This window comes from Paenibacillus algicola, from assembly GCF_005577435.1.
GTDB lineage: Bacteria > Bacillota > Bacilli > Paenibacillales > Paenibacillaceae > Paenibacillus_AQ > Paenibacillus_AQ algicola.
Map to the genome: position 1 here is coordinate 4,119,658 of NZ_CP040396.1, position 23,986 is coordinate 4,143,643.

General features: G+C 53.7%; 25 protein-coding genes. All 25 read right to left on the reverse strand.

Annotated elements, in window-relative coordinates:
• Positions 1 to 8 precede the first annotated feature (8 nt).
• The 25 genes from E6C60_RS19225 to E6C60_RS19345 all read right to left on the reverse strand — a co-directional run bounded on the left by E6C60_RS19225 (position 9) and on the right by E6C60_RS19345 (position 23,981).
• Entirely contained in the window at positions 9 to 1,133 is a 1,125-nt protein-coding gene (locus tag E6C60_RS19225) for a glycosyltransferase family 4 protein (protein ID WP_138227901.1), read from the reverse strand.
• A gap of 123 nt (positions 1,134 to 1,256) precedes the next feature.
• The gene (locus tag E6C60_RS19230; RefSeq protein ID WP_138227902.1) at positions 1,257 to 2,009 is read right to left on the reverse strand and encodes a WecB/TagA/CpsF family glycosyltransferase; all 753 of its coding nucleotides are present in this window, start codon (positions 2,007 to 2,009) and stop codon (positions 1,257 to 1,259) included.
• Position 2,010: 1 nt separating this feature from the next.
• Positions 2,011 to 3,132 carry a polysaccharide pyruvyl transferase CsaB gene (gene csaB, locus E6C60_RS19235; protein ID WP_138227279.1) on the reverse strand — a complete coding sequence of 374 codons (1,122 nt, stop codon included), beginning with the start codon at positions 3,130 to 3,132 and terminating at the stop codon, positions 2,011 to 2,013.
• Complete coding sequence (locus tag E6C60_RS19240; protein WP_138227280.1) at positions 3,105 to 5,126, reverse strand: DUF5693 family protein; 2,022 nt, start codon at positions 5,124 to 5,126, stop codon at positions 3,105 to 3,107. The genes csaB and E6C60_RS19240 overlap by 28 nt, the downstream gene beginning before the upstream one ends.
• A gap of 140 nt (positions 5,127 to 5,266) precedes the next feature.
• Complete coding sequence (locus tag E6C60_RS19245; protein ID WP_138227281.1) at positions 5,267 to 6,982, reverse strand: phospho-sugar mutase; 1,716 nt, start codon at positions 6,980 to 6,982, stop codon at positions 5,267 to 5,269.
• 54 nt (positions 6,983 to 7,036) lie between these two features.
• Positions 7,037 to 7,474 carry a 3-hydroxyacyl-ACP dehydratase FabZ gene (gene fabZ / locus E6C60_RS19250; RefSeq protein WP_138227282.1) on the reverse strand — a complete coding sequence of 146 codons (438 nt, stop codon included), beginning with the start codon at positions 7,472 to 7,474 and terminating at the stop codon, positions 7,037 to 7,039.
• A gap of 285 nt (positions 7,475 to 7,759) precedes the next feature.
• Positions 7,760 to 7,960 carry a DNA-directed RNA polymerase subunit beta gene (locus E6C60_RS19255; protein ID WP_138227283.1) on the reverse strand — a complete coding sequence of 67 codons (201 nt, stop codon included), beginning with the start codon at positions 7,958 to 7,960 and terminating at the stop codon, positions 7,760 to 7,762.
• An 11-nt stretch (positions 7,961 to 7,971) separates the two neighbouring features.
• Positions 7,972 to 8,778 carry a flagellar hook-basal body protein gene (locus tag E6C60_RS19260; RefSeq protein WP_138227284.1) on the reverse strand — a complete coding sequence of 269 codons (807 nt, stop codon included), beginning with the start codon at positions 8,776 to 8,778 and terminating at the stop codon, positions 7,972 to 7,974.
• A 33-nt stretch (positions 8,779 to 8,811) separates the two neighbouring features.
• A complete protein-coding gene (locus E6C60_RS19265) occupies positions 8,812 to 9,687 on the reverse strand; it encodes a flagellar hook-basal body protein (RefSeq protein ID WP_138227285.1) in 876 nt (291 codons plus the stop codon).
• A gap of 83 nt (positions 9,688 to 9,770) precedes the next feature.
• Entirely contained in the window at positions 9,771 to 10,769 is a 999-nt protein-coding gene (mreB, locus tag E6C60_RS19270; protein WP_138227903.1) for a rod shape-determining protein, read from the reverse strand.
• Between the two features lie 215 nt (positions 10,770 to 10,984).
• On the reverse strand, positions 10,985 to 11,272 hold the full coding sequence (gene spoIIID, locus E6C60_RS19275; RefSeq protein ID WP_138227286.1) for a sporulation transcriptional regulator SpoIIID: 288 nt from the start codon (positions 11,270 to 11,272) through the stop codon (positions 10,985 to 10,987).
• A 273-nt stretch (positions 11,273 to 11,545) separates the two neighbouring features.
• A complete protein-coding gene (locus E6C60_RS19280; protein WP_138227287.1) occupies positions 11,546 to 12,280 on the reverse strand; it encodes a M23 family metallopeptidase in 735 nt (244 codons plus the stop codon).
• Positions 12,281 to 12,340: 60 nt separating this feature from the next.
• On the reverse strand, positions 12,341 to 13,243 hold the full coding sequence (gene spoIID, locus E6C60_RS19285; RefSeq protein ID WP_233281065.1) for a stage II sporulation protein D: 903 nt from the start codon (positions 13,241 to 13,243) through the stop codon (positions 12,341 to 12,343).
• Positions 13,244 to 14,090: 847 nt separating this feature from the next.
• Positions 14,091 to 15,437 (reverse strand): UDP-N-acetylglucosamine 1-carboxyvinyltransferase, encoded by a 1,347-nt coding sequence (gene murA, locus E6C60_RS19290; protein ID WP_138227288.1) that lies wholly within the window; start codon positions 15,435 to 15,437, stop codon positions 14,091 to 14,093.
• Between the two features lie 470 nt (positions 15,438 to 15,907).
• Entirely contained in the window at positions 15,908 to 16,165 is a 258-nt protein-coding gene (locus E6C60_RS19295; protein ID WP_138227289.1) for a DUF1146 family protein, read from the reverse strand.
• Between the two features lie 288 nt (positions 16,166 to 16,453).
• Positions 16,454 to 16,858 (reverse strand): F0F1 ATP synthase subunit epsilon, encoded by a 405-nt coding sequence (locus tag E6C60_RS19300; RefSeq protein ID WP_138227290.1) that lies wholly within the window; start codon positions 16,856 to 16,858, stop codon positions 16,454 to 16,456.
• Between the two features lie 98 nt (positions 16,859 to 16,956).
• On the reverse strand, positions 16,957 to 18,357 hold the full coding sequence (gene atpD, locus E6C60_RS19305) for a F0F1 ATP synthase subunit beta (RefSeq protein ID WP_138227291.1): 1,401 nt from the start codon (positions 18,355 to 18,357) through the stop codon (positions 16,957 to 16,959).
• Positions 18,358 to 18,468: 111 nt separating this feature from the next.
• Positions 18,469 to 19,326, reverse strand: coding sequence for an ATP synthase F1 subunit gamma (gene atpG, locus E6C60_RS19310; protein ID WP_138227292.1), 858 nt, complete (start codon positions 19,324 to 19,326; stop codon positions 18,469 to 18,471).
• A 281-nt stretch (positions 19,327 to 19,607) separates the two neighbouring features.
• A complete protein-coding gene (gene atpA, locus E6C60_RS19315) occupies positions 19,608 to 21,122 on the reverse strand; it encodes a F0F1 ATP synthase subunit alpha (protein ID WP_138227293.1) in 1,515 nt (504 codons plus the stop codon).
• 18 nt (positions 21,123 to 21,140) lie between these two features.
• The gene (locus E6C60_RS19320) at positions 21,141 to 21,680 is read right to left on the reverse strand and encodes a F0F1 ATP synthase subunit delta (RefSeq protein WP_138227294.1); all 540 of its coding nucleotides are present in this window, start codon (positions 21,678 to 21,680) and stop codon (positions 21,141 to 21,143) included.
• The gene (atpF, locus tag E6C60_RS19325) at positions 21,677 to 22,165 is read right to left on the reverse strand and encodes a F0F1 ATP synthase subunit B (protein ID WP_138227295.1); all 489 of its coding nucleotides are present in this window, start codon (positions 22,163 to 22,165) and stop codon (positions 21,677 to 21,679) included. Before atpF ends, E6C60_RS19320 begins: the two co-directional genes overlap by 4 nt.
• 95 nt (positions 22,166 to 22,260) lie before the next feature.
• On the reverse strand, positions 22,261 to 22,473 hold the full coding sequence (gene atpE, locus E6C60_RS19330) for a F0F1 ATP synthase subunit C (protein ID WP_138227905.1): 213 nt from the start codon (positions 22,471 to 22,473) through the stop codon (positions 22,261 to 22,263).
• A gap of 107 nt (positions 22,474 to 22,580) precedes the next feature.
• Complete coding sequence (gene atpB, locus E6C60_RS19335) at positions 22,581 to 23,342, reverse strand: F0F1 ATP synthase subunit A (protein ID WP_138227296.1); 762 nt, start codon at positions 23,340 to 23,342, stop codon at positions 22,581 to 22,583.
• Positions 23,343 to 23,377: 35 nt separating this feature from the next.
• Complete coding sequence (locus tag E6C60_RS19340) at positions 23,378 to 23,755, reverse strand: ATP synthase subunit I (RefSeq protein ID WP_138227297.1); 378 nt, start codon at positions 23,753 to 23,755, stop codon at positions 23,378 to 23,380.
• On the reverse strand, positions 23,748 to 23,981 hold the full coding sequence (locus E6C60_RS19345; RefSeq protein ID WP_138227298.1) for an AtpZ/AtpI family protein: 234 nt from the start codon (positions 23,979 to 23,981) through the stop codon (positions 23,748 to 23,750). Before E6C60_RS19345 ends, E6C60_RS19340 begins: the two co-directional genes overlap by 8 nt.
• Between the last annotated feature and the right edge of the window lie 5 nt (positions 23,982 to 23,986).

The window sequence follows — 23,986 nt, forward strand, 5'->3', positions numbered from 1 at the left end:
TGACGCCATTATTTACTGCCGGAATCGGCATTGGAGCGCACGCGCATCCGGCTAATCAGGCTGAGAAGCGGGCGCTTGGTCTTGCTAACCAGGCCGATGACCTCCGCACCAATCTGCATGAAGAACATCATGAAGCAGATGACCACGAACGTAACCCAGTTTGCCTCATACAGTGCGGCGGAAGACTGAATGACCGCCAATACACCGAAGAAAGCAGCAATCGCATAGATCAGCAGCACCGTCTGGCGGTGGCTGAAGCCCAGCTCCCGCAGGCAATGGTGCAGGTGACCTTTATCCGGAGCAAAGATCGGCTTGTTCTGCAGCTTGCGGCGCACGATCGCGAAGAAGGTATCCGACAATGGAACACCGATAATAATGAGCGGTGTAATAAAGGACACGATCGCAATCTGCTTAAAGCCCAAGAGAGACAGCATCGCCAAGCTGAAGCCCAGGAAGAGCGAGCCTGCATCCCCCATGAAGATCTTCGCAGGATGAAAGTTAAAGAACAGGAAGCCGATAATTCCACCAAGCAGCAGCAGACAGAGCATCGCAACCATCGTATAGCCCATCAGCAGGGACATTACGAGGATCGTGCCGATGGCGATCCCGGAGACGCCGGCAGCAAGGCCGTCCAGTCCATCGATCAGGTTAATCGCATTCGTCACACCGACAATCCAGAAGATCGTCAGCGGTACAGCAATCCAGGTCTCCAGTGAAGAGTAGGCATCCTGGAACGGAATATTTACAAAGTCAACGGTAATATTAAATCCGAATACGACCACACAAGCGGCCGCGATTTGAGCCAGAAATTTCACCTTGGCGGATAGCTGGAAACGATCATCCAGTGCTCCGATCAATACGATCATGGAGCCGCCAATCAGAAAGGCCTTCATAAAGTTAGCATCCCGCGCCGACAGGCTGTCCGGAATAAAGGGAAGTACGGCAATCAATCCGATCACAAATGCAAGATAAATGCCTAATCCGCCAAGCCGGGGCATAATTCTGGTATGCACTTTACGGGCATCCGGGACATCCACAGCACCGATTCTGATCGCGAACTTCTTCACGAGCGGTGTCAGCACCAGCGCCAGCGCCAGCGACACAATAAACCCGATTACGTATACTGGTAACATTGTAATCATTCAACCCCCATTATGGTTCTACCGTGTTGAATTATACTCCCTTCGTCCTTGAAATCCAATACCAATTTTCGGCGAATTTCAGTGATTTTCACGAAAAAAGCAGTACTGCCTGTCTCATTTCGTCACGTTTTCTTTCTCGCGCAGCACTTTTACGGCGAATTTCGGGAGAGCAAGCATCCGTTTGAAACGGGTCGGCTCGCGCAGCAAGCGGTAGAGCCATTCCATTCTCATCTTCTGCACCAGCTTCGGCGCCCGCTTGGACTTGCCGGAAACAATATCAAAGGTTCCGCCAACCCCCATCATCAACGGGACACCGAGGTCCTCCTTGTACCTTGCAATCCAGGGCTCCTGCGTCTCTGCGCCGCGGGCCACGAGAAGAATATGTGGCTCTGCCTTGCGGATGTCTGCAATAACCTCCTGATCCTGCTCCGGTCCAAAAAATCCATCACGGTATCCGGCCACAATTGCCGCCGGATACTGCATTTGTAACCGTTCCGCTGCTGCCTGAATCACTTCCGGCGTCGTGCCGAGGAGGTAAAACCTCCAGCGCTTCATCTCTCCGGCCCGAAACAGCTCATGTACCAGATCGAAGCCGGTTACCCGCTCCGCCACCGGCTCCCCGCCCTTGCTGGCTGCCCATACGATGCCGGTGCCATCCGGCACAATGATGTCTGCCCCCAGCATCATCTGCTTGTAGGCGGGTTTCTCAAGGGCCGCCATGACCATGATAGGATTGGCTGTAATAACTTGATGGGGACGCCCCGATTCCACGGCTTCCGTTAAATAAGCTACCGTATCCTTGAAATCCAGCTTGGAGAAAGGAATGCCGAAGATTGGAACGGTAGGAAAAGGCGATGCCTGCTTCAACTTACTCACCCTCTGTACCCAAATATTGTGCAATATGGCGGGCAGGCAGCTGTGCCTCCTGCTTTAACCGCCCGATTTGTGCTTCATGCTCTGATTTCCAGCTTTCTGCATGGTCCAGCATGGAAATCAGCAGCCGCTTGAGATCCTCAGGGTCCAGTGCCTCGCTCCGGCCCACTGGAGCGCTGTCCAGGCGCTTCAGAAAATGATCGATTTTGGGATCATATGAGATTCCGATCAGCGGAATGCTCTGATTGGCCGCATAGATGAGGCTGTGCAGCCGCATGCCGAGCACGACGTCACAGCGGCTGACCTCTGCCAACATATCCTGCGGCTGCTGCTCCTCCACATAATAGCTGATCTTTCCCCCATAGGTTGTAATATCACCCAAGCGCTCGGTAATATACCGGGACGCTTCCTCATCATCAGGACGATGAAAGGGCAGGAAACGAAGATGCACGGGACGCTGCCGCAGCAGTGCCTTCAGTCCTTCGGCAATCGCGTTCAGCTCCCGTCGCTGTGCATCCCAGAAGCGCACCGAAATGCCGATTACCGGCAGCTCATCACCAGCGCGCTGATGCAATGCCTCCGGTAACGGAAGTCCCATGACCGGATCCGGGACAACCTGGATCACGTCTGGTGCAATGCCCATGGATTGAAGCAGCTCGCCGGACTGCGTATCCCGTACTGAAATATAGGTGCATTTCCGCAGGACTGAACGGATAGCAGGGTAGAATAATCTCCGGTTCACAGGCCCGACACCCTGAGCATATATAAAAGTGGGCTTGCCCGCCCATTGCGCCAGCTTGATCACTCCGAGGTAGTACGGAATGGTCTTGGGACTCGTCACATCCTGAAGCAGACTTCCCCCGCCGCTGATGAGGCCGTCACTTGCCGCAATCGCTCTGCGCACCTCGCCTAGCTTCATGCGGTGAACCGCAGAGACACCATAAGTAGCCGCAGTCCATTCCGGATCTATGGACAGAACGACAGGCTCAATCCTGATCCCTGCCGCCTTGCCCTCCTCCTCCAGCGCCGTCAAAATCGATTTCAGAACGGCTTCATCACCGCTGTTTCTGAAGCCGTAATAACCTGAGATTACAATGGTTTTAGCCGATGAGACCATGATTTCCAAATCCTTTCCCCGATCTGCCAGGCGAGAATCAGTCCAAGCCCGATGAGCAAGCCCAGCCCCAGTCCCAGCAGTCCGCGAACCGCCGAAATATAGAGCGGGGAATGCAGATGCGTGAACGTACCTACGATGGACAGCTGGCCCATCGCTCCGATAATGAGCAGGTAGGCGGCATGGCGGTATTTAAAGGACAGGAACAGTCCCAGCAGCAGCACTGGATGCGCAAGCAGAAACTCCTTGTTCCGCGGCCGCACGCCAAATGTATTCTCCAGGAAGGATCGGAACGCCATTTCTATAGAAGAAACGGATCCCGCATTGCCCGTCCGGCTTAAATAGTACATGCCTACAATGCCAATGATCCCGGCCGCTGCTACCCAGAGCAGTGTTATCGGCGTGTTCAATAATGTCTGGATTCCGGCCCGTGAGGCCTGTCCTCCGCGATACAGCAGCACATAAATAGCAGTTAAGCCCATAGGAGCTACAGCCAAAAGATTCACGCCCCGGAACTGATCCAGAACCAGCATGTAAGTTACATTGTTCAATAGTGCCACCAGCAGCGGCACAGCAGCCAGGGTGAGCACCGTCGTCTTGATGAACAGCACCAGTGCGTGAGTCAAGCGCCTGCCGGTGCTCATTGATCCCACACGGCTGCTGCTCTCGGTCACCTTGCGTACCGCCAGAATCATAGCCACGGTCGGACCGCTGATCGTGACAGCAAGCGCGACCGCCTGCTCCATCAGCTCGCTGTTCAGAACGTACAAGCCTGCCGTTCCGATCAGTCCGATCACAAAGGCCGGAATAGTCAACAGTGGAATAAAATACGAAATCATGAGCGTAATCAGCGCCAGAGCGCCGATCAGCGCGCCCAGCTTGAAGTAGCGCTGCAGCGAGGACTCGGACACCTCAAAGGCTTCCGCAGGCCCCATTGTAAAGCCGTTTTGTTCCATGTCCGAGATGGTGTGGCCTGTCTCTCCCAGTGCCTCCACCAGATTGTTAATGGGGTCCGTGATGGTTCCCTGTGTCCCGTCGCGAAGCGGCTCCGCGTTCAGATAGAACATGCGGATATTGCGGTCCTTCGACGCCAGCACGAAGCGGTCGCTGATCACCTTCGGATCCAGCGCAGCATCCCGCTCGCTTAGAGAATACAGCCGGGCTACATTGTAATCCGTCAGATACGAGAGCAGCTCAAAGCCTTTTTGCGGCACCTTGATGTTCTCAATCGCGATCAGGCCGATATCATATTGATTCAGCAGACCGGCAAAATGCGTCAGGCTCTTGTCCTCTTCATGATTCTTGAAGCCTTTGGCCGCATCGCCATCGAACAGAAGCCGCTGCACACCGTAATCCGCAAAGTAAGCCATCAGGCTGGTCATGTACTCTTCATTATACGGAAGCGTATCGGACAGTCTTGGAACAATGCTAAAACCCTTCTCCCGCAGCATGTCCATCGTGATCGGATCCGGCGCCATCGGCTTCAGCCCTGCCTCAACGCGCGGTATTTCCAGGATCAGACCGTCAGAGCCGTTATATTCCCAGTCTCTTACCGGAATGTCCAGGCGGGTAAAGGTCGCTTCAATGATTGGCTTGATGGTCTCCGCGCTTTCCGCTGTCGAGAAGACGACATACGTAAAGTTGTTGCGGCGCGACACCGCCTCTTCCGTTAAATCAGCCGCCTGCTGCGCATCATACACAACAATCCGGCCGGACTTGATAAATTCCTCCAGCGTGCTCTCGAACAGTGCCATACTCGTGACACCGGCATCCTTCAGCTGGTCCAGCTGCTCCGTTATGTAAGCTTCCGGATAGGTTCGATACACGGAAATATCCAGTAAATCACGATAATCAAACACCAGCTCTACCTGCTTCGAGGTTGACTCCGTCTGCAGCCGGTCATAGCCTACCGGGAGCGCAGACAGCACACCCAGGGCAACCAGAATCCATAGCCACTTGCGGGCAGCCAGACTCCAGCGCTTCCATTGTTGAACCACAAAAATTTCCCCCTCATTCAAATGACGGGATTTATCGGTACTTGCCCGCAGCTCTGCGAGGCCATCCTTCAAAATCCCGGCCTGTTCAAAAAGGGCGGCGCCGTCGCTTCCTGCCTGCCGCCCTTTCTTGAAATGTTATGTTATGCGTCTACGCGTGCCATCACGATCGATGACAAATCTTTCAGCTTCTGCTTCGCTTCTTCCGAGGAAGCTCCTCTTACAGCAAAGTATACTTTGATCTTCGGCTCCGTACCGGATGGACGCAGGCAGAACCAGGAGCCGTCCGAGAGCATGTACTTCAGCACATTCTCCTTAGGCAGTCCGTCCAGGCCTTCCGCGTAATCCAGCACCTTCTCTACAACAGCACTCCCCAGCTCCTGCGGCGGGTTGGAGCGCCAGTCGGACATGATGCCCTGTATCTGCGCGATTCCGTTCTTTCCTTTCAAAGTACGGGATTCCAGGCCCTCCAGGAAATAGCCGAACTGCTCATACAGCTCCTGCAGCACGTCATACAGAGTCTTGCCCTGGCCTTTGTAATAGGCTGCTGCCTCACAGATCAGCATGGAGGCCAGCACTGCATCCTTGTCGCGGGCATAATTGCCGGCCAGGTAACCGTAGCTCTCCTCATAGCCGAACAGGAATGTATGCTGTCCGTTGTTCTCAAACTGGGTCATTTTCTCCCCGATATATTTGAAGCCGGTCAAGGTGTTCAGCACCGCCGCGCCGTAATGCTCTGCAATGACTGCACCCATCTCGCTCGTGACAATCGTCTTGATGACCGCTCCGTTCTGAGGCAGCTTGCCTGCTTCTTTAAGCTGGCTCAGCAAATAGTGAATCATGATCGCACCGGACTGGTTGCCCGTCAGCACTACATATTCGCCGTCACGGTTCTTCACGACAGCACCCATCCGGTCTGCATCGGGATCTGTACCGATCAGAATGTCCGCATCCACCTGCTCTCCCAGCTTCATCGCCAGGGTAAAGGCTTCCCGCTCCTCCGGGTTCGGAGATTTCACACTGGAGAAATCTGCATCGGGCTGCTCTTGCTCCTCTACCACATGCACATGCTTGAAGCCGATTCCTTCCAGGACGCGGCGCACCGGCTGATTACCTGTTCCGTGAAGCGGTGTAAACACGATCCGGAAATCGTCACTCAGGCTGGAGGCGATACGCTCGCGGTTCACACTAAGGCCTGACACCGTGTTTATGAAGGCTTCGTCCTCGTCATCACCCAGCCAGACCAGCAATCCCTGCTGCTCTGCTTCCTCCCGTGTCAGCTTCTTCACTGCGGCAAAAGAGTCTACCTCCTGAATCAGGCTGATCACCTGCTCCGCCTCATCCGGTACAAGCTGTCCACCTTCAGCGTTATACACCTTGTAGCCATTATACTCCGGCGGGTTATGGCTAGCCGTAATGACAATCCCTGCCGAGGCGTTCAAGTAACGTACGCTGTAGGACAGCTGCGGCGTAGAACGAAGCGAAGGATACAGCTTGGCTGCAATGCCGTTCCCTGCCAGCACCAATGCTGCCTCTAAGGCAAACTCCGGAGAGAAGTGGCGGGAATCATGGGCAATGACCACCGATGGCTGGCCCGAGCCCTGATGCTGCTTCAGAATGAACTGCGCGAAGCCTTGCGTCGCACGGCCCACCGTATATTTGTTCATCCGGTTGCTGCCGGCACCGATAATGCCGCGAAGCCCTCCGGTTCCAAACTCCAGATCACGGTAAAAGCGCTCTTCCAGCTCCTGCGGATCGGTTTCAATCCCGCGAAGCTCGGCCTTGGTTTCTTCATCCACGTGGTGATCATTCAGCCAGCGCTGAACAGTTTCTACGGTTCTTTGACTCATTTCTGCCATGATGGTTTTCCCCTTCCCAATCTCTAATATATGGTGGTGCATGTTAAGAAGAAGCTATGCGGGGTCTGACAGTGCGAACATAATCTCGCCTTCCGCAACGACCTTGCCCTCTACGCTGGCGGTCGCTTTTCCCTTGCCGATGGAGCCTTTAAGACGTGTAATCTCGACTTCAAGGCGCAGCGTGTCGCCCGGAACGACCTGTCCGCGGAAGCGGAAGCCATCCAGTCCGGCCAAAAAGCCCAGCTTGCCCTTGTTGCTCTCCACACTCAGCATGGCAATAGCGCCCACCTGAGCGAGCGCCTCGGTAATTAACACGCCCGGCATCACCGGATACTGCGGAAAATGGCCGGTGAAGAACGGCTCGTTCATGGTCACATTCTTGATGCCGACCGCGCGCTGGCCCTCTTCCATCTCAATAATCTTGTCCACCAGCAGAAACGGCGGGCGATGCGGAATAATGTCCTGGATTTGTCCGATATTCAGTACCGTCACAGTAAAACTCCCTTCCCATGTATGTACCCTTAGGGTACGCCTTTTGATTGATCACTTATGTAAAAAATGCATAAATCCACGGCCTTACGGCAACAATGATGATACCCTTTATGACTGCAGACATGAAGGTTGATATAAGGGGTTCTCGGTCCTTTCAGCGCAGCCTGAGGCCAGGGGGCCCTTTTCAGCGTTAACCCCTACATTATAACGTTTAACGAAAAAAAAAGAAAACTCCCGCAAGGGAGTCTACGAACAGCATATTAAGACTGGATTGGATCAGCCTGGTTAAGGTGCAAATACCAGGTCATACACATGCTTCCAGGTTTCCCATTGCAGCGCATCACTCAGCTCTCCGCCGCCCAAAACGACATAGCCAACCACCATGCCTCCGGCAAGCGCCAGGAGCAGCATCAAGGGAACGATGATGCGGCGTGCAATTTTCCACCCGGAGGCCTTGCGGCGCTTGGGCTCGCTTGCTTCACTCACGGTATAATCACCTATCCTCGCATTGTGTTGGCAAGGTTCATCATGGTATCGCTGGAGCTCAGGGCTCGCGCGGATAGCTGATAGGCCCGCTGGACCTCCATCATTTTCATCATCTGATCAGATAAATCTACATTGGACTGCTCCAGAAAACCGGAACGCACCTGCGACAAATTCTGGCCTGCAGGACCGAACACTTCATCCTCCGTCAGGCCGCCGCGCAGCATGAACAGGTTGCCATCCATCTGCACCAGACCTTCCGGACGATCCAGCTCCGCAATCTTCAGCACCTGTCCCTGAACTCTGCCGGCTGGCGTCTCAATCCAGATCTGGCCGCCGGCATCCACAGCGATTGCTGCGCCTTGCGGCAGTGAGATTGGCTCGTTATTCTGATCCAGCACGAAATAGCCCTGATTGTTGACCAGCTGAACGCGTCCCTCATTCTCAGGGTCTGGGGAGACGTGAAATCCGCCCTCGCGCGTATATGCAATATTCTCGCCGCTTCGGACAGCGAACATGCCACGGCCCTCAATGCCAAGATCCAGCGGATTGCCGGTTTCCTTCAGAACGCCCTGCTCCATATTCTGCTCCACCGTGGACAGCTTCATGCCGAAGCCGATATTGTAGCCCGGAGGCGTCACACGCCCGGAGAGCTTGAAATCCTTATGGTGCTGCTGCACCCGGTTCAGCACATCCTCAAACACAGCATCCTTGCTCTTGTAGCCCGTTGTGTTTGCATTTGCAATATTGTCCGCGATCACATCCAGCTTCTGCTGCATGCTGTTCATGGATACCATGGCGCTGATCATGGAGTTATTCATCGCTTTCCCTCCCGATGGGTGTCATGTAGACAGTTAGACTCTGCCAATTTCGTTCACGGCCTTTTCCAGCGATCTGTCATAGAATTGAACGACCTTCTGATTGGTTTCGTAGGCCCGAAGGGCCGCTGTCAGCTCGACCATGGATTTCGATGCATCCACGTTGGAGGCTTCAATATAGCCCTGCCGGATGATAACATTATCGCCCGCCGCGAGCATTCGGAAGCCATCCTCGTTATTCAGCCGATACAGGCCGTTGCCTTCCTTCACCAGATCATTTGGAGCAGACACGACCGCAACGCCCAGCGTCTGTCCCGTCGGGTTTCCGGCTCCATCCAAAATAAATCCTTGCTCATTCACTGTAAGGTCCGCCGCTCCGCCTGTCAATACAATGGGCTGATTGTCCGCGCCCAGCACCTGAAACCCGGCTGACGTCAGAACCTGACCTTCCGGCCCTACCCGAAACTCGCCGCTGCGGGTGTAGCGCAGATTTCCGTTATTGTCCTGCACCGTAAAGAAGGCTTGGGGGCGATAGGTTACCTCGCCATCTTCGCCAACATGCCTGCCCGATCCGTCAAAGACCATGCCAAGGCCTGTATCCTCATCAATGACGTTCAGCTCTGATACAATTGCAAAATCAGAGGCTTGTCCCGTTTCTCGGAGATCGCCCTGCAGGTGCAGCGCGATGCTCTCCTCTGCGAATACGCCTGTGTTCAGCTTGCCGATTACATGCCTCGGATTGCCAGGCTCCCCGCCAATCATGGACACCAGCACTTCCGGGAATGAACGGATCACCGTATCATTCTGCTTATACCCGGCGGTGTTCACATTTGATATATTCTGCGTTACTGTATCATGACGCCGCTGCTGGGTCACCATTCCGGCCGCCGCATTATATAAACCTCTCAGCACATCAAGCACTTCCCTTCCTGATCCAAGCGATAACAAGCAAACTCTATCCGTCAGCAAACTTCCTATCCTTATATATCGGAAGATTAGAACTTTTTCTTTACGACTTTATCCAAATGATCCAGCATCATGCCCGTACCCTTTACCACACAGTGCATCGGGTCTTCCGCGACGAGCACCGGGACGCGAAGCTCCTCCATTAACAGCTCGTCCACGCCGTGAAGCAGCGCGCCGCCGCCGGTCAGGATAACGCCCCGGTCAATAATATCCGCTGACAGCTCCGGTGGTGTCCGCTCCAGCACCTGCTTGGCCGCTGTAACAATGGCAGACATGGGATCTAACAGCGCTTCCTGAATTTCGGCCGAGGTGACGGTAATGGTCAGCGGGAGGCCCGATACCATATCGCGCCCGCGGATGTCCATCTCCTCAATCCGGCCGCCGGGCCGCACGGTTCCGATCGACATCTTGAGCTCCTCCGACGTCCGTTCCCCGATCAGCAATTTATATTTATGCTTGATGTACTTGATAATCGCCTCGTCGAACTTGTCCCCCGCCATTTTGAGCGAAGAGGAAGTGACGATATCGCCCATGGACAGGACGGCCACATCCGTCGTGCCCCCTCCGATATCCACTACCATATTGCCGCTGGGCTGAAAAATATCCATGCCTGCCCCGATGGCAGCAGCCTTCGGCTCTTCCTCCAGGAACACATCCTTTGCCCCGCTGCGCTCGGCCGCTTCCCGGATCGACTTCTGCTCTACGGATGTAATATTCGTAGGCGCACAGATCAGAATACGGGGGCGGCTGTGCCAGCTTCGGGCGCCAACGCGGTCGATAAAGTACCTCAGCATGCTTTCCGTAATGTCAAAATCGGCGATAACCCCGTCCCTCAGCGGGCGGATCGCCGTAATGTTGCCGGGGGTGCGGCCTACCATACGCCGTGCTGCCTCCCCGACGGCAAGGACTCGCCGATTCTCGCTTTCGATCGCCACGACAGAGGGCTCATTCAAGACGACACCTCTGCCCTTGACGTGGATTAATACGTTCGCTGTTCCGAGATCGATCCCGATATCCTTGCTAAACATCATGAAAAGCCCCCAAAGTGTTATTTTATGATAAAAGTGTACCGGTTATCGGTAGTAGTAATAGAATTTGCGGCATTAACAAACTGACATATAACGACATTTCCGGTGAAAAACCGGCACAGCCCGGGATAAAATCGTCGATCTTATACCAGCTTTTAACATATCATACTTTAGGGGAGGGATTCAACGCCATTTTCGCGACCTTTGACCTATAATCAGGATTTAGCAGAAATCACAGGCTCGCGGGAACCGGAGGCCGTTTTTTTGTACTTGATCTTGGTCGCTTCGCCGCCCCGGAGATGGCGGATGGACTTGTGGTACTCCAAGATATGCTTAACCTGATCCGCCAGGTCCGGGTTGATCTCCGGCAGACGCTCGGTTAAATCCTTATGCACCGTGCTTTTTGACACGCCAAACTCTTTGGCAATCGTTCGGACTGTATGCCTGGTTTCCACGATGCAGCGTCCGATTTTAATGGTCCGCTCTTTGATGTAATCGTGCACGCTCCCGCCTCCCTACTGTGTGGATAGTTTGGTACATTATATGAGTGGCATGACGGGATATTCGCGGTTTCACGGGGTGACAAGCTGCGCGGGGCCCAATTATTTTGCGGACATGCCGGCTGGGCTGCTTCTCGCAGAGGCAGGGGCGCGCTGACACGCTGGAGCAGCGGCAGCCTGTACAGCCCTTGCCACAGCACAAAAAAAGCGGGGGAACAAGCCCCCGCTTTCCTCTTGTCCATCCGGCAGCGCACGGCCTGCCAAGGCTGGTCGGTATTATTTTTTGCTGAACAGTGTTTCCGGGTTCACGAGATTACCGGCCTGATACACTTCGAAGTGCAGATGGTTGCCGAGATCCTTCTCGAACTCGCTGCGTCCGGCCTGGCCGATCACATCGCCCTGCTTCACTTCGCTGCCTTCTTCAACCGCGGCACCGCTAAGGCTCTGGTATACGGTTTTCAGCTCACCGGCATGGGTAATTTCGACTACGGTTCCGTTTACGGGATGCTCTTCTACCCGGGTAACCTGACCGCTTTGTACAGCTTGTACATCAAAAGGCTTGTTGTCCTGGCGCGCCAGGTCGATACCGGTGTTCGGTGTAAACGTGTCATTGTACTGAACCATCGCTGCCGCATGCTCTTCTTCCGGAGCTTCTGCATCAAAGAACGATTTGACGATGACCGCTTCCGCTTGATCGGCGGCCGGCCAAATCATGTTCTCCGCACTGGCAATCACTTCTACCGCTTCCCCGTCCTTGCCTTCCGCAGCCGTTGTCGTTCCTGCGCCTTGAGCGTCATTCACGGCGTTCTGCGGGTTCAGCGGTTGCTGGTCGGTGTCCTGGTAGACCCACACGAGGGTTAGTATAATTGCCGCTGCTGCTACATAAGCTGCCGGGAACACCCACCGTCTGGACAACATTTTTTTCCACGAAGACGGCGCTTGAGCCGGCTCTCCCTGTGCAGTTTTGGGAGCTTCTTCGCGGTTTGGAGCATTTTTGTTTGATTCATTCATTTGCAATCACCTCAGTAACCATTGTTACCGGGGTGTTTTCTTTTATACGTGGGCTATCTATTATTTTTTCGAGGGCAGTAGTTTATCAGTTTCAGCAAAAGAAATGCCTGTGTAGTAGTGGCTCAGAATCTCTTTCGCCAGGTAGCCTTCGCGCGCCATCCCCTCTGCACCGTACTGGCTCATGCCCACACCATGCCCGAAGCCATAGGTCGTAATGATGACCTCCTCCCCGCGCAGCTCAAGATCGAATTGACTGGAGCGCAGATCCAGCCTCTCGCGGATTTCCCGGCCGGTAAAGGCTTGACCGCCCAGCAGCGCCTGCTTGATCCTCCCGCCCTCCGTGTAGGCAGTGACCTTGAAAAAGCTCGCGCTGCCCTCTCCCGACTTCGACACCGGAACCGCGGCACTGGCCAATCCCAGCTGATTCACAAGCTCCTTGCGCTTCATCGTGACGACCGTCTTGTATTTCGGCGAAACTTCCAGATCCCATGGGCTCTCTACGCTTCGGAGATAGGGAAAGGCGTTACTCCAGTAGTCTTCTGAATTCTCGGTATACCCATTACTGGTGGAGAAAAAAGAAGCAGTGATCGGCTCCCCCTCATACGTCATCACGATGCCTCGCGTGTCATTCACGGCTTGTTGAATCTTGTCCAGCTCCGGCTGCTTGCCGCCTGCCTTCCATTCCTTCTCCAGCATGTCCCGGGAAATATAGGCCTGGTGCGCCACCGTGTCGGTGACCAGAGCCTTGTCCCCCGGGACTCCGCTGGTATCACCGCTGCGCAGGCGCTGCACGATATAGGTGCGGGCGGCGATCGCCTGAGCCTTTAAGGCCTCGAGCTGGAACGCCGCCGGCATTTCGGCGGCGACGACGCCGACGAGGTAGCGCTCCAGCGGGAGCTGCTCCACCGTGTCCGTCCCCGACAGGTAGACGGACACGGTCGGCTCTTCCGCCGCCTTCGGCATGGCGGAAGGGGCGGCGGGCGCCGGCCCGGGCGCGGGCGGTGCGGGCTGGTGGGTGCCCCCCGGGGCAACCACCAGCAGCGGCAGCGCCAGCGCGAGGGCCAGCAGGCCCGCCAGGGCCCACGCAGCGGGGTGCAGCTGCACCCGCTGCGGGCGGGCCGGGCGCCGCGCGGCGCGGCCGCGGCGCCATGGGCGCGGGAGGCGCGCACGGGACGTGCGTGCGGGGCTCCCGCGCAGCGCGCCGCCAGGCGCAGCCGCGGCCGCGCCCGGCACGGGCAGCGGCGCCGCCTCCGCTGCGCGGGCCCGCGCGCTGCCTTGCTCTGCCCTTGCCGTCCCGTGCTTCGCCGCCACTCTCGTGCCCGCGCTCGGCCGCCCCGGCTCTCTCGCCGCCCCGTGCTCCCCAGCGGAACCGCCCGGGAAGCTCCACGTAATCATAGGCTGCGGCTCTGCCATCTGCTCCTGCTCATGCTTATGCTCGCCCTCTCCTGCCTCTCTTGTATCTATGGCAGCGTCGCTGCCGCGCTGAGCCGGGATCGAAACTTGAATACGAACCTTGGAATCTTTCATTCTGCTCTCCCTCCTGAATCCCTAAGCTTTCACGCCAAGTGCGTCCATATTTTTGAATTGATATATATGTATGAGAGAGTAACAGATGATAGAACCGGATCCGAACGTAGTGTGCTCCCTAGCATTCCCTAGAAACAAACAAAGACATGGCGGTACCGGGAACAGCTTCCTGGTATCACCATGTCTTTGTTCATGTTACTTCTATCGCAGGCTGTTATTTCTAAGCAGCAGCTTCTCCCCCGGCTTCATCCGCCGTTTTAAGAGAACTCTAGAAGTCGTTTCCTTACACCCAGCTTGGCTGAACCTTGAACACCTTCGTGTCTTCGGTTTCTGCAACAGCCGGCTTCGCCGTCTCCTGTGTGCTGCGCTCTTCTGTCGAAATACGCCAGATGTCTGCGCCAAGACCGGACAGCTTCTCTGCCAGATTCACATAGCCGCGATCAATATGATGCGTACCTGTGACCTCTGTCGTTCCTTCAGCCACCAATCCAGCCATAATCAAGGCTGCGCCTGCGCGAAGGTCCGTTGCGCATACCTTTGCTCCGGTCAGCTTGGCGTCTCCTGTTACGATGGAGGAGCGTCCTTCAATCTTGATTTCCGCATTCATAAGCTGGAATTCTTCCACATGCATGAAGCGGTTCTCAAAAACGGTCTCCGTAACCACACTGGTTCCCTTGGATTTCAGCAGCAGCGCCATCATCTGGGACTGCATATCGGTCGGAAAGCCCGGGTATGGGAGAGTTTTCACATCCACAGCCTTCAGCGGCTTGTCGGCAATCACCCGGATCCCGTTCTCATCCGGCTGTACCGTCACACCCATTTCCTCCATCTTCGCAATCAAAGAGCCCAAATGGTCCGCAATCGCACCTTCCACATACACATCTCCACCCGTAATGGCGGCAGCCGCCATGAAGGTCCCGGCTTCAATCCGGTCCGGAATGACATGATGCTTCACGCCGTGCAGCTTCTCTACACCTTCGATCCGAATGACCCCGGTGCCTGCACCGCGAACCACAGCGCCCATTCCGTTCAGGTAGTTCGCCAAATCGACAATTTCCGGCTCTTTCGCCGCATTTTCGATCGTGGTTACGCCTTCAGCCAGCGTAGCCGCCATCATGATGTTCTGGGTTGCGCCTACGCTGGCAACATCCAGATATATTTTTGCACCGCGCAGTCTTCCATTGCTCTTGGCTTCAATGAATCCCTGGCCCAAGCTGATCTCTGCACCCAATGCTTCAAAGCCCTTCAAATGCTGGTCAATCGGTCTGGTCCCGATGGCACAGCCACCCGGCAGAGAAATCTTCGTGCTGCCACAGCGAGCAAGCAAAGGTCCCATCACCAGGAACGAGGCACGCATTTTCCGCACCCATTCATACGGTGCTTCACATGTGGAGATGTTCTCCGCGTTCACGGTGATCACATCATCCTTATATGTAACTGCAGCCCCTAAAGATTCCAACACCTTGCTAATGGTCATCACATCGTCAAGAGGAGGGGCGTCAATAATGACACTTTCTCCTTCTTCCCCGAGAAGAGAGGCGGCGATGATCGGAAGAACTGAATTCTTTGCTCCGCTGACTTTGACACTTCCGGCCAGTCTTTTGCCACCGCGGACGATAAATTTGCTCATCTTGGTTTCCCTCCGCGTCCATAAATTCTGATTATCATACATTCTTATCAATGACGTTACAAATACCTGCTAAATTTCCAACTTACATCTTACCATTGCCATTTCCAGACGTACAAGGTTACCAAGGACTATTTCCCATACACTTCGTCCCGTCCGATGATCTGTTTCTACGATTATCCAACTGACCCCTGTCTACATCCTTAAACACATTTCAATTCCTCTAACAAGCATTTCAATACATTAGTTGTATGCGACATAGACCTCAAAAGGTTCCCACGCGTTATTCCTGACCTGTCATTTCATTCAGGAGCGGGTGAACGTTTTAGTTCAGAAGTCATGTTCGTCCGCCCGATTATTATGCTTATTGTCATTGTTAACATAATAATTCACGTTTATTCGACATCTGTCTCAGGCAGCCTATCAGACTTATAACCAATCAAGACCCCGTTAAAACACAGCTAGCAATAAACCTAAAAAATATATCGGATCATTTGGCTCCAAATCAAATAGTCATTGAGAAATTCAGCTACAAAACGACCCAGCACTACAGCTAGCAGCACATGCAGCAGCCTTCCTTGGGGACTTTTGGGATTTCGGATCACCAAATCCAGTTTTAATGTTTGTAATGCCCACCATGCCAGTGCAATGCATAAGAGCGATACGGTGATGGAGATAAGTCCGCTTACGCCTACCGCACTGTCTACGGCACTTGAAATGTCTTGATTCATATTCCCTCCTCCAGGCTCAGATGTTAGGCCCGAAAAGGACCGACTTCTCTATCATACTTGGCAAAGCCTGAAGAATCCACCCCTATATCCCACCATTTCCTCGGAAATAAAAAAAAATGATCACTTATGGTCATTTTCATGAACTTTTTCATGACTTATGGCCCTAAACCGCGCTATATCAGGATTCATCGCTCTTTTTACTTTGAAAACGCCAAGATTTTTTCCAATGAAAAAAGCGATTCGGCTGCTTGCACAGCTGAATCGCTTCTTTAGTGACTATGATAAATCTTAGTTTCCGCCGGAAACCTTGATCCGGTTCATCGCCCGCTGCAGAGACAGCTCGGCACGGCGATGGTCTATTTCATCCTGGCGGCTTGCGCCCAGACGGGCTTCTGCCCGGCTCTTTGCAGCCTCAGCACGCTCAAGATCAATTTCAGTCGCTTTCTCGGCGCTTTCTGCCAAGATCACCACTTTGTCCTTCCGGACCTCAACAAACCCGCCCTGAACCGCAAATGCGGTAGTCTGATTTCCGATTTTCACGAAAACCGGAGCGACCTGCAGCGGCGTTACGAATGGGATATGCCCCGGCAAAATGCCCAGCTCCCCTTCCACACCACGCACAGTAATGCTGTTGGCCTGCTCGGAATACACCAGGCGGTCCGGAGTTACAATCTCTAACAAAAAGGTGCTCACTTCCATCCCTCCTCACCGTTTTCCGCAGAAAACCCGCAGCAGCAGGCAAGACACGCTGAATTATCAGCGTCCCGCCTGTCTGATACGAGAGCGTCAGCTTACATAGTTTTGGCTTTTTCCACTGCTTCCTCAATGGTGCCGACGAACAGGAAAGCGGCCTCTGGAAGGCTGTCATGCTTACCATCCAGAATTTCCTTGAAGCTGCGCACGGTTTCTTTAACCGGTACATATTTACCCGGCATACCGTTGAACTGCTCGGCTACGTGGAACGGCTGGGACAGGAAACGCTGAACGCGGCGCGCACGCGCAACGATCGCTTTATCTTCCTCACTCAGCTCGTCCATACCGAGGATGGCGATAATATCCTGAAGCTCGTTGTAACGAGCAAGAATTTTCTTAACGCCTTGAGCTACGTTGTAATGCTCTTCGCCTACAACCTCAGGAGCCAGAATCCGGGAGCTGGATGCCAGCGGATCTACCGCCGGGTAGATACCCATCTCGGAAATTTTACGCTCCAGGTTCGTCGTTGCGTCCAAGTGGGCAAACGTCGTTGCCGGAGCCGGATCCGTGTAGTCATCCGCAGGCACGTAGATCGCCTGGATGGACGTTACAGAGCCTTTCTTCGTGGAGGTAATCCGCTCTTGCAGACGTCCCATCTCGGAAGCCAGTGTCGGCTGGTAACCTACCGCCGAAGGCATCCGGCCGAGGAGGGCCGATACTTCAGAACCCGCTTGGGTGAAACGGAAGATGTTATCAATGAAGAGCAGTACGTCCTTGCCTTCCTGGTCACGGAAATACTCCGCCATTGTCAAACCGGTCAGGGCTACACGCAGACGCGCGCCCGGAGGCTCGTTCATCTGTCCGAAAACCATCGCGGTTTTGTTGATTACGCCGGAATCGCTCATCTCGTGGTACAGGTCATTACCTTCACGAGTACGCTCGCCGACCCCTGCAAATACAGAGATACCGCCGTGCTCTTGAGCGATGTTATTAATCAGTTCCTGGATCGCAACGGTTTTACCTACACCCGCGCCGCCGAAGAGACCGATTTTGCCGCCCTTTTGGTAAGGAGCCAGCAGGTCGATAACCTTGATGCCGGTTTCCAGCATTTCAGCTTGCGTGGAAAGCTCATCATATGCAGGAGCTTCACGGTGGATCGGGTTATTGACCTCGGATACAACCACGCCTGCATTATCAATCGGCTCACCCAGAACGTTAAATACACGGCCCAGTGTAGAAGAGCCTACAGGTACAGTAATCGGTCTGCCCAGATCCGTTGCCTCGATTCCACGAATCAAGCCATCGGTCGAGGACATCGCGATACAACGTACCAGGTTATCACCCAGGTGGTTGGATACTTCCAAAGTCAGATTAACCGAACGGCCGCCTTCCACAACGCCTTCAATCTTGACAGCGTTAAAGATGTCGGGAAGCTGACCGCGTTCAAATTCAATGTCAACAACAGCGCCTGTAATGCTGACAACGCGTCCTTTGTTCATCTTTTCGTTTTCCCTCCTACCCGCCCGCCGTTATGCACGGCGAGCGATCATCGTAAAGCAGCACGATCTGTGCTGCCAGTATTTCTTCATGTTGAAGCTAGGTTTAGCACGTTACTGTGCGTCGGCACCGGCAACAATCTCGGAGATTTCCTGAGTGATTGCAGCCTGACGGGCACGGTTGTATGTCAATTTCAGCTCGCCGATCAGCTTGCTGGCGTTCTTCGTTGCAGCACCCATCGCGGTCATCTTGGCACCGAGCTCACTTGCCTTGGCGTTCAGCATTGCGCTGAAGATGAGCGTTTCTGCATATTTCGGAAGCAAAGCCTCCAGAACCGCCTCTGGCGAAGGCTCGTATTCATGACCGGATGCACTTGCGCCGGCTCCGATATTTTCCATAGGCAGAAGCTGGTCCACTTCCGGGGTTTGTGTCAAAGCATTCAAGAAACGGTTATAGCAAAGGTATAGCTCGTCAATATGACCCAGCTCATACTGCTGTACCGCAGCCGATGCAATCGACTTGATGTCCCCATATGTAGGGCTGTCTGACAAATCTGTCAGCGCTTCTGAAACCGGAAGCTCGCGGCGGCGGAAGTAATCGCGGCCTTTACGGCCAATGACGAAGATCGTGTACTCGTCCTTGGACTTATGGCGCTCAGCCAGAATCGCCGAGACTTTACGCAAAACGTTGGAGTTGGAAGCCCCTGCAAGACCGCGGTCGGAAGTGATGACCAGGTAACCGGTCTTCTTCACCTCGCGCTTTTCCAGCATGGGATGGCTGATGCCTTTGGTGCCGGCTGCAATGCTGCCGACTACCTCTTTCAGCTTCTCGGAGTAAGGAAGGGCGGATGTCGCCTTCTCCTGCGCTCTTCTCAGCTTGGCCGCAGCGACCATTTCCATTGCCTTGGTGATCTGCTTGGTGTTCTGGATACTTTTGATCTGCCGTTTGATATCGCGTAATCCTCTTGCCATGTTTTCACCACCTCAAAACTTTGGCGAAGCCAAAGTTACTTCGTAAGCATCAACATAAACTTTGGCGAAGCCAAAGTTACTTCGTAAGCATCAACATAAACTTTGGCGAAGCCAAAGTTACTTCGTAAGCATCAACATAAACTTTGGCGAAGCCAAAGTTACTTCGTAAGCATCAGCATAAGCTTTGGCGAAGCCAAAGCGGTACCTGATTATGATGAAAGAGGATACCGGACGTGCGCCACGCGGCTCCCCTTCCATTGTATTACTGAGAATGCCGAGCCTTATGCCGAAGCAGCAAAGCCCTTCTTGAACTGCTCGATGGCACTCTTCAGCGCATTTTCGTTATCCGCTGTCAAATCCTTCGTATCCGTAATGGATTGAATGATTTCCGGCTTATTGCTTTCCACATAGGCAAGGAATTCTTTCTCGAAGCGGCGAACATCCGCAACTTGAATTTCATCCAGGTAACCCTTCACTGCTGTGTACAAGCTGATGACCTGCTGTTCAACAGACAACGGCTGGTTTACACCCTGCTTCAGGATTTCCATCAGTCTCGCACCACGATTCAGGCGAGCCAGTGTGGATTTGTCCAGATCGGATCCGAACTGAGAGAACGCTTGAAGCTCGCGGTATTGTGCGAGATCCAGCTTCAGACCGCCGGCAACCTTCTTCATCGCTTTAATCTGCGCGGAGCCGCCGACACGGGATACGGAAATACCTACGTTGATCGCTGGGCGCTGACCGGAGTAGAACAGGTCAGACTCCAAGAAGATCTGTCCGTCGGTAATCGAAATCACGTTCGTCGGAATGTACGCGGATACGTCAGAAGCCTGCGTCTCGATGAATGGCAGTGCCGTCAGGGAACCGCCGCCCAGCTCGTCGCTCAGCTTCGCTGCACGCTCCAGCAAACGGGAATGCAGATAGAAAACGTCACCCGGATATGCTTCCCGACCCGGAGGACGACGAAGCAGCAAGGACAGTTCGCGGTAAGCTGCTGCCTGCTTGGACAGGTCATCATAAATGATGAGGGCATGCTCACCCTTGAACATGAAGTACTCGCCCATAGCGCAGCCTGCGTATGGAGCAATGTACTGCAGAGGAGCCGGTTCGGAAGCGGAAGCGGTCACGATGATTGTGTACTCCAGTGCACCATGACGACGCAGTGTTTCTACAACCTGTGCAACCGTGGATTGCTTCTGACCAATTGCGACGTAAATACATTTCACGCCATTGCCCTTCTGGTTCAGGATCGTGTCAATCGCGATCGAGGTTTTACCTGTTTGACGGTCACCGATGATCAATTCGCGCTGACCGCGGCCGATTGGAACCATAGCGTCGATCGCTTTAATTCCAGTCTGCATCGGCTCATGAACGGATTTACGGTCGATAACGCCTGGAGCGTTGCTTTCTACCGGACGATATGCAGCCGCTTCAATTGGGCCTTTGCCATCCAGTGGCTGACCCAGCGGGTTTACGACACGTCCCAGAAGTGCTTCACCTACAGGCACCTCCATGATCCGTCCCGTACGCTTAACCTGATCGCCTTCCTTAATGTCGGAGAAAGGACCGAGGATAACGACACCCACGTTGCTTTCTTCCAGGTTGAGCGCCAAACCGAATACGCCGCTTTGGAACTCCAGCAATTCACCGGACATGGCATTTTCAAGGCCGTATACGCGAGCGATACCGTCACTAACTTGAATTACCGTACCCACTTCAGAAACAGCGATATCGGATTTGTATTGTTCAATTTGACTTTTAATCAAAGTACTGATTTCTTCAGGTCTGATACTCAACGTGTTCACCCCTATCTTCTAAACTCTGAAAGATTTCTCGAGACGCTGCAGCTTGCCAGCCAGACTGCCGTCGTACAGCTTATCGCCGATTACAACCTTCAGTCCTCCCAGCAGGCTCTCGTCCACTACATTACTAACACGAATCTTCTTCTGGGCCATCTGTCCGAATTCGGCAGACACCTGATTCTGCTCCTGCTCGCTCAGGGGATAGGTCGAATACACGATTGCATCCGCCATTCCCAGGCTGTCTCCCTGAATCTTCACATAGCTGTCAAGCAGGTCGCTGATCAGCTCTGCGCGTCCACGGTTCAAGAGCAGCTCCATTGTATTCATAACCGGCGCTGACACTTTCCCTGCCAATGCCTTGCTAAGCACTTCCATCTTCACGGACTGAGGCACATTCGGAGTGGAGATAAACTTCTGAATGTCGGTATCGCCTTCAATGGCTTGGACTACCGAACGAAGCTCCTCTTCCACTTCCAGACCCTTCTGCTGCTGAGCCGCCACTTCGAACAGCGCCCGCGCATACCGCTTCGCTGCTACAGTTTCCTGGCTCATGGTCTGCCCCCTACCTCTTTAAGGTATTGGTCTACCAATTCTTCCTGGGCTTTGCCGTTGCTCACTTCACGTTGAATCAGCTTCGATGCGATCTTCACGGATACCGTGCCCAGCTCGCTGCGCAGCTCTTCAACAGCCTTGTTCTTCTCATTCTCGATGTCGCGAACAGCTTCCGTCTTCAGACGTACAGCCTCTTCCTTCGCTTGCTCCAGCATTTGCTCAGCCTGCTTGCTGCTGGTCTGTCTGGAACGTTCAATAATTTCTTGAGCATCCTTACGAGCCTGCTCCAGTGCCTTCTTCTGATCTTCTACATATTGAGCCGCCTGCTGGCGGGTTTGTGCTGCTTCATTCATTTGACCCATGACAAGCTCGCGGCGCTGCTCCATAATCGCAAACAGCTTGCTGAATGCGAACTTCTGAAGCAGAACATAAAGCAAGATAAATGAAATTATCGTAATTGCAATGTTTTCCCACAAAATATGCATTAAAGTCACTCCTTTCCGTTAACACGAAGTGCGGTGTTTAACAAAACGAAGGCGCGGATGGCATCGGCCCTCCCCGCCAAACCGTTGTATTGTTATTAAGAAAACATGATCAGGAACGCGATTACAGTAGCCGCCAAAGGAATAACCTCGACGATACCTACGCCGATAAACATCGTTGTTTGAAGCTGGCCGCGAGCTTCCGGCTGACGAGCGATAGACTCTACCGTTCTGCTTACGATCATACCGTTACCCAAGCCTGCGCCCAATGCGCCCAAACCTACTGCAATTGCTGCTGCCAAATATTCCATTCCCATTGTTAAAAATCCTCCTTAAATTAAGTTGCTTTGAATTGGTAAAGCTATAAATAATATCTCTTTCGAATCACACCGCTTGCACGGGCAATTCTCGGAGTTCATTAATGCTCTTCGTGAATCGAAGCCTGCGAGATGTACACCATCGTCAGGATGGTAAAGATAAACGCCTGCAGCGCGCCGACAAAGATACTGAAGCCCTGCCATGCCGCCATAAACGGAATGCCGTAGAAGCCTGTCTTCAGAATAACCGTAATCAATACCTCACCTGCAAAAATGTTTGCGTACAGCCGGATCGACAAAGCGATAGGCTTTGCCAGGTTCTCAACAATGTTGAGCGGCAGGAAGATTGGAAACGGCTCGATGTAGTGCTTCAGGTAATGCTTGCGGTTCAGCTTCAATCCCAGGTAGTTCATCAAGATGAAAACGACGATGGCCAGACCTGCGGTAACCGAGATGTCAGCCGTTGGCGATTTCCACCACAGAACGTGTGCATAGTAATCCGGCTTGAGATCCTTCGTCGCCTCGATCACGTGTCCAAACACAGTGAAATTGGCTGGAAGATCTGTAATGACGGAGAACGGCAAGCCCAGAAGGTTCGCTACAAAAATGAACAAAATCAGAGTCAGGCCGAGCGATATGTACTGCCTTCCCTTATTCAGGTCCATTGCACTAGCGACGATGCCCTGCACAAATTCTACTACCCATTCCATGAAGTTTTGCAGTTTGGAAGGGTTTTCGACAGACAGATTACGGACAGACAGCATCACGAGTGCAAAGACCACCACGCAGGTGACCAGGAGCATCAGAACCGCTGACAAGTCAATATGTAGCCCGCCGAGAATAATAACCGGTGAATCATGCATGTATTAGTTTTCACCCCTTTCCAAGTTAGCGTTGGTCATTGGTTGTTTCTCAAACTGAACACAATGCTGACAGGAATCGTCAACATCTGGGGGATGAACAAACCGGCGACAGCCGCACCCAATGATACCTGCTCCAGCTTGATGGCCACAGCTGCGATCAGCACACCGATGCACAGGCGGGTAATGAAGCCGAAGCTGAGCCGCTTGTCATGGTTGTCGACCGCCATTTGGGCCACCTGCCGCACCTTCAGGGAAAGGAAGCGAAAGTTAAACAGCCCTGCTGTCATGCCCAGAATCCCTCCGGCAAACTCTGGCCGAAATTCCGGATATACAGCCCATCCCAGAAACAGCGCTGCCATAATGAGATAGGAAATCCTCGTCACGGCGCCCACAATGGATGTCAGATCATTCACGTTGTGCCCCCAGAAACTTTTTAATGAGAAGAGATATATTCAAAATCCCCAAAGCGAGTCCGGTCAAGGTTCCAATGGCCAGCCAGTACCTAGGCCCGTCCATCCATTCCATGACCCACCTTCCTGCAAAAAAACCAATTACGATGTAGGCTGCCAGCAGTCCGCCGGATCCGCCGAGATAAAGCGCAATCATCCAAGGGTTATCTTGACTGTTCGGATTTTTCATAGTAC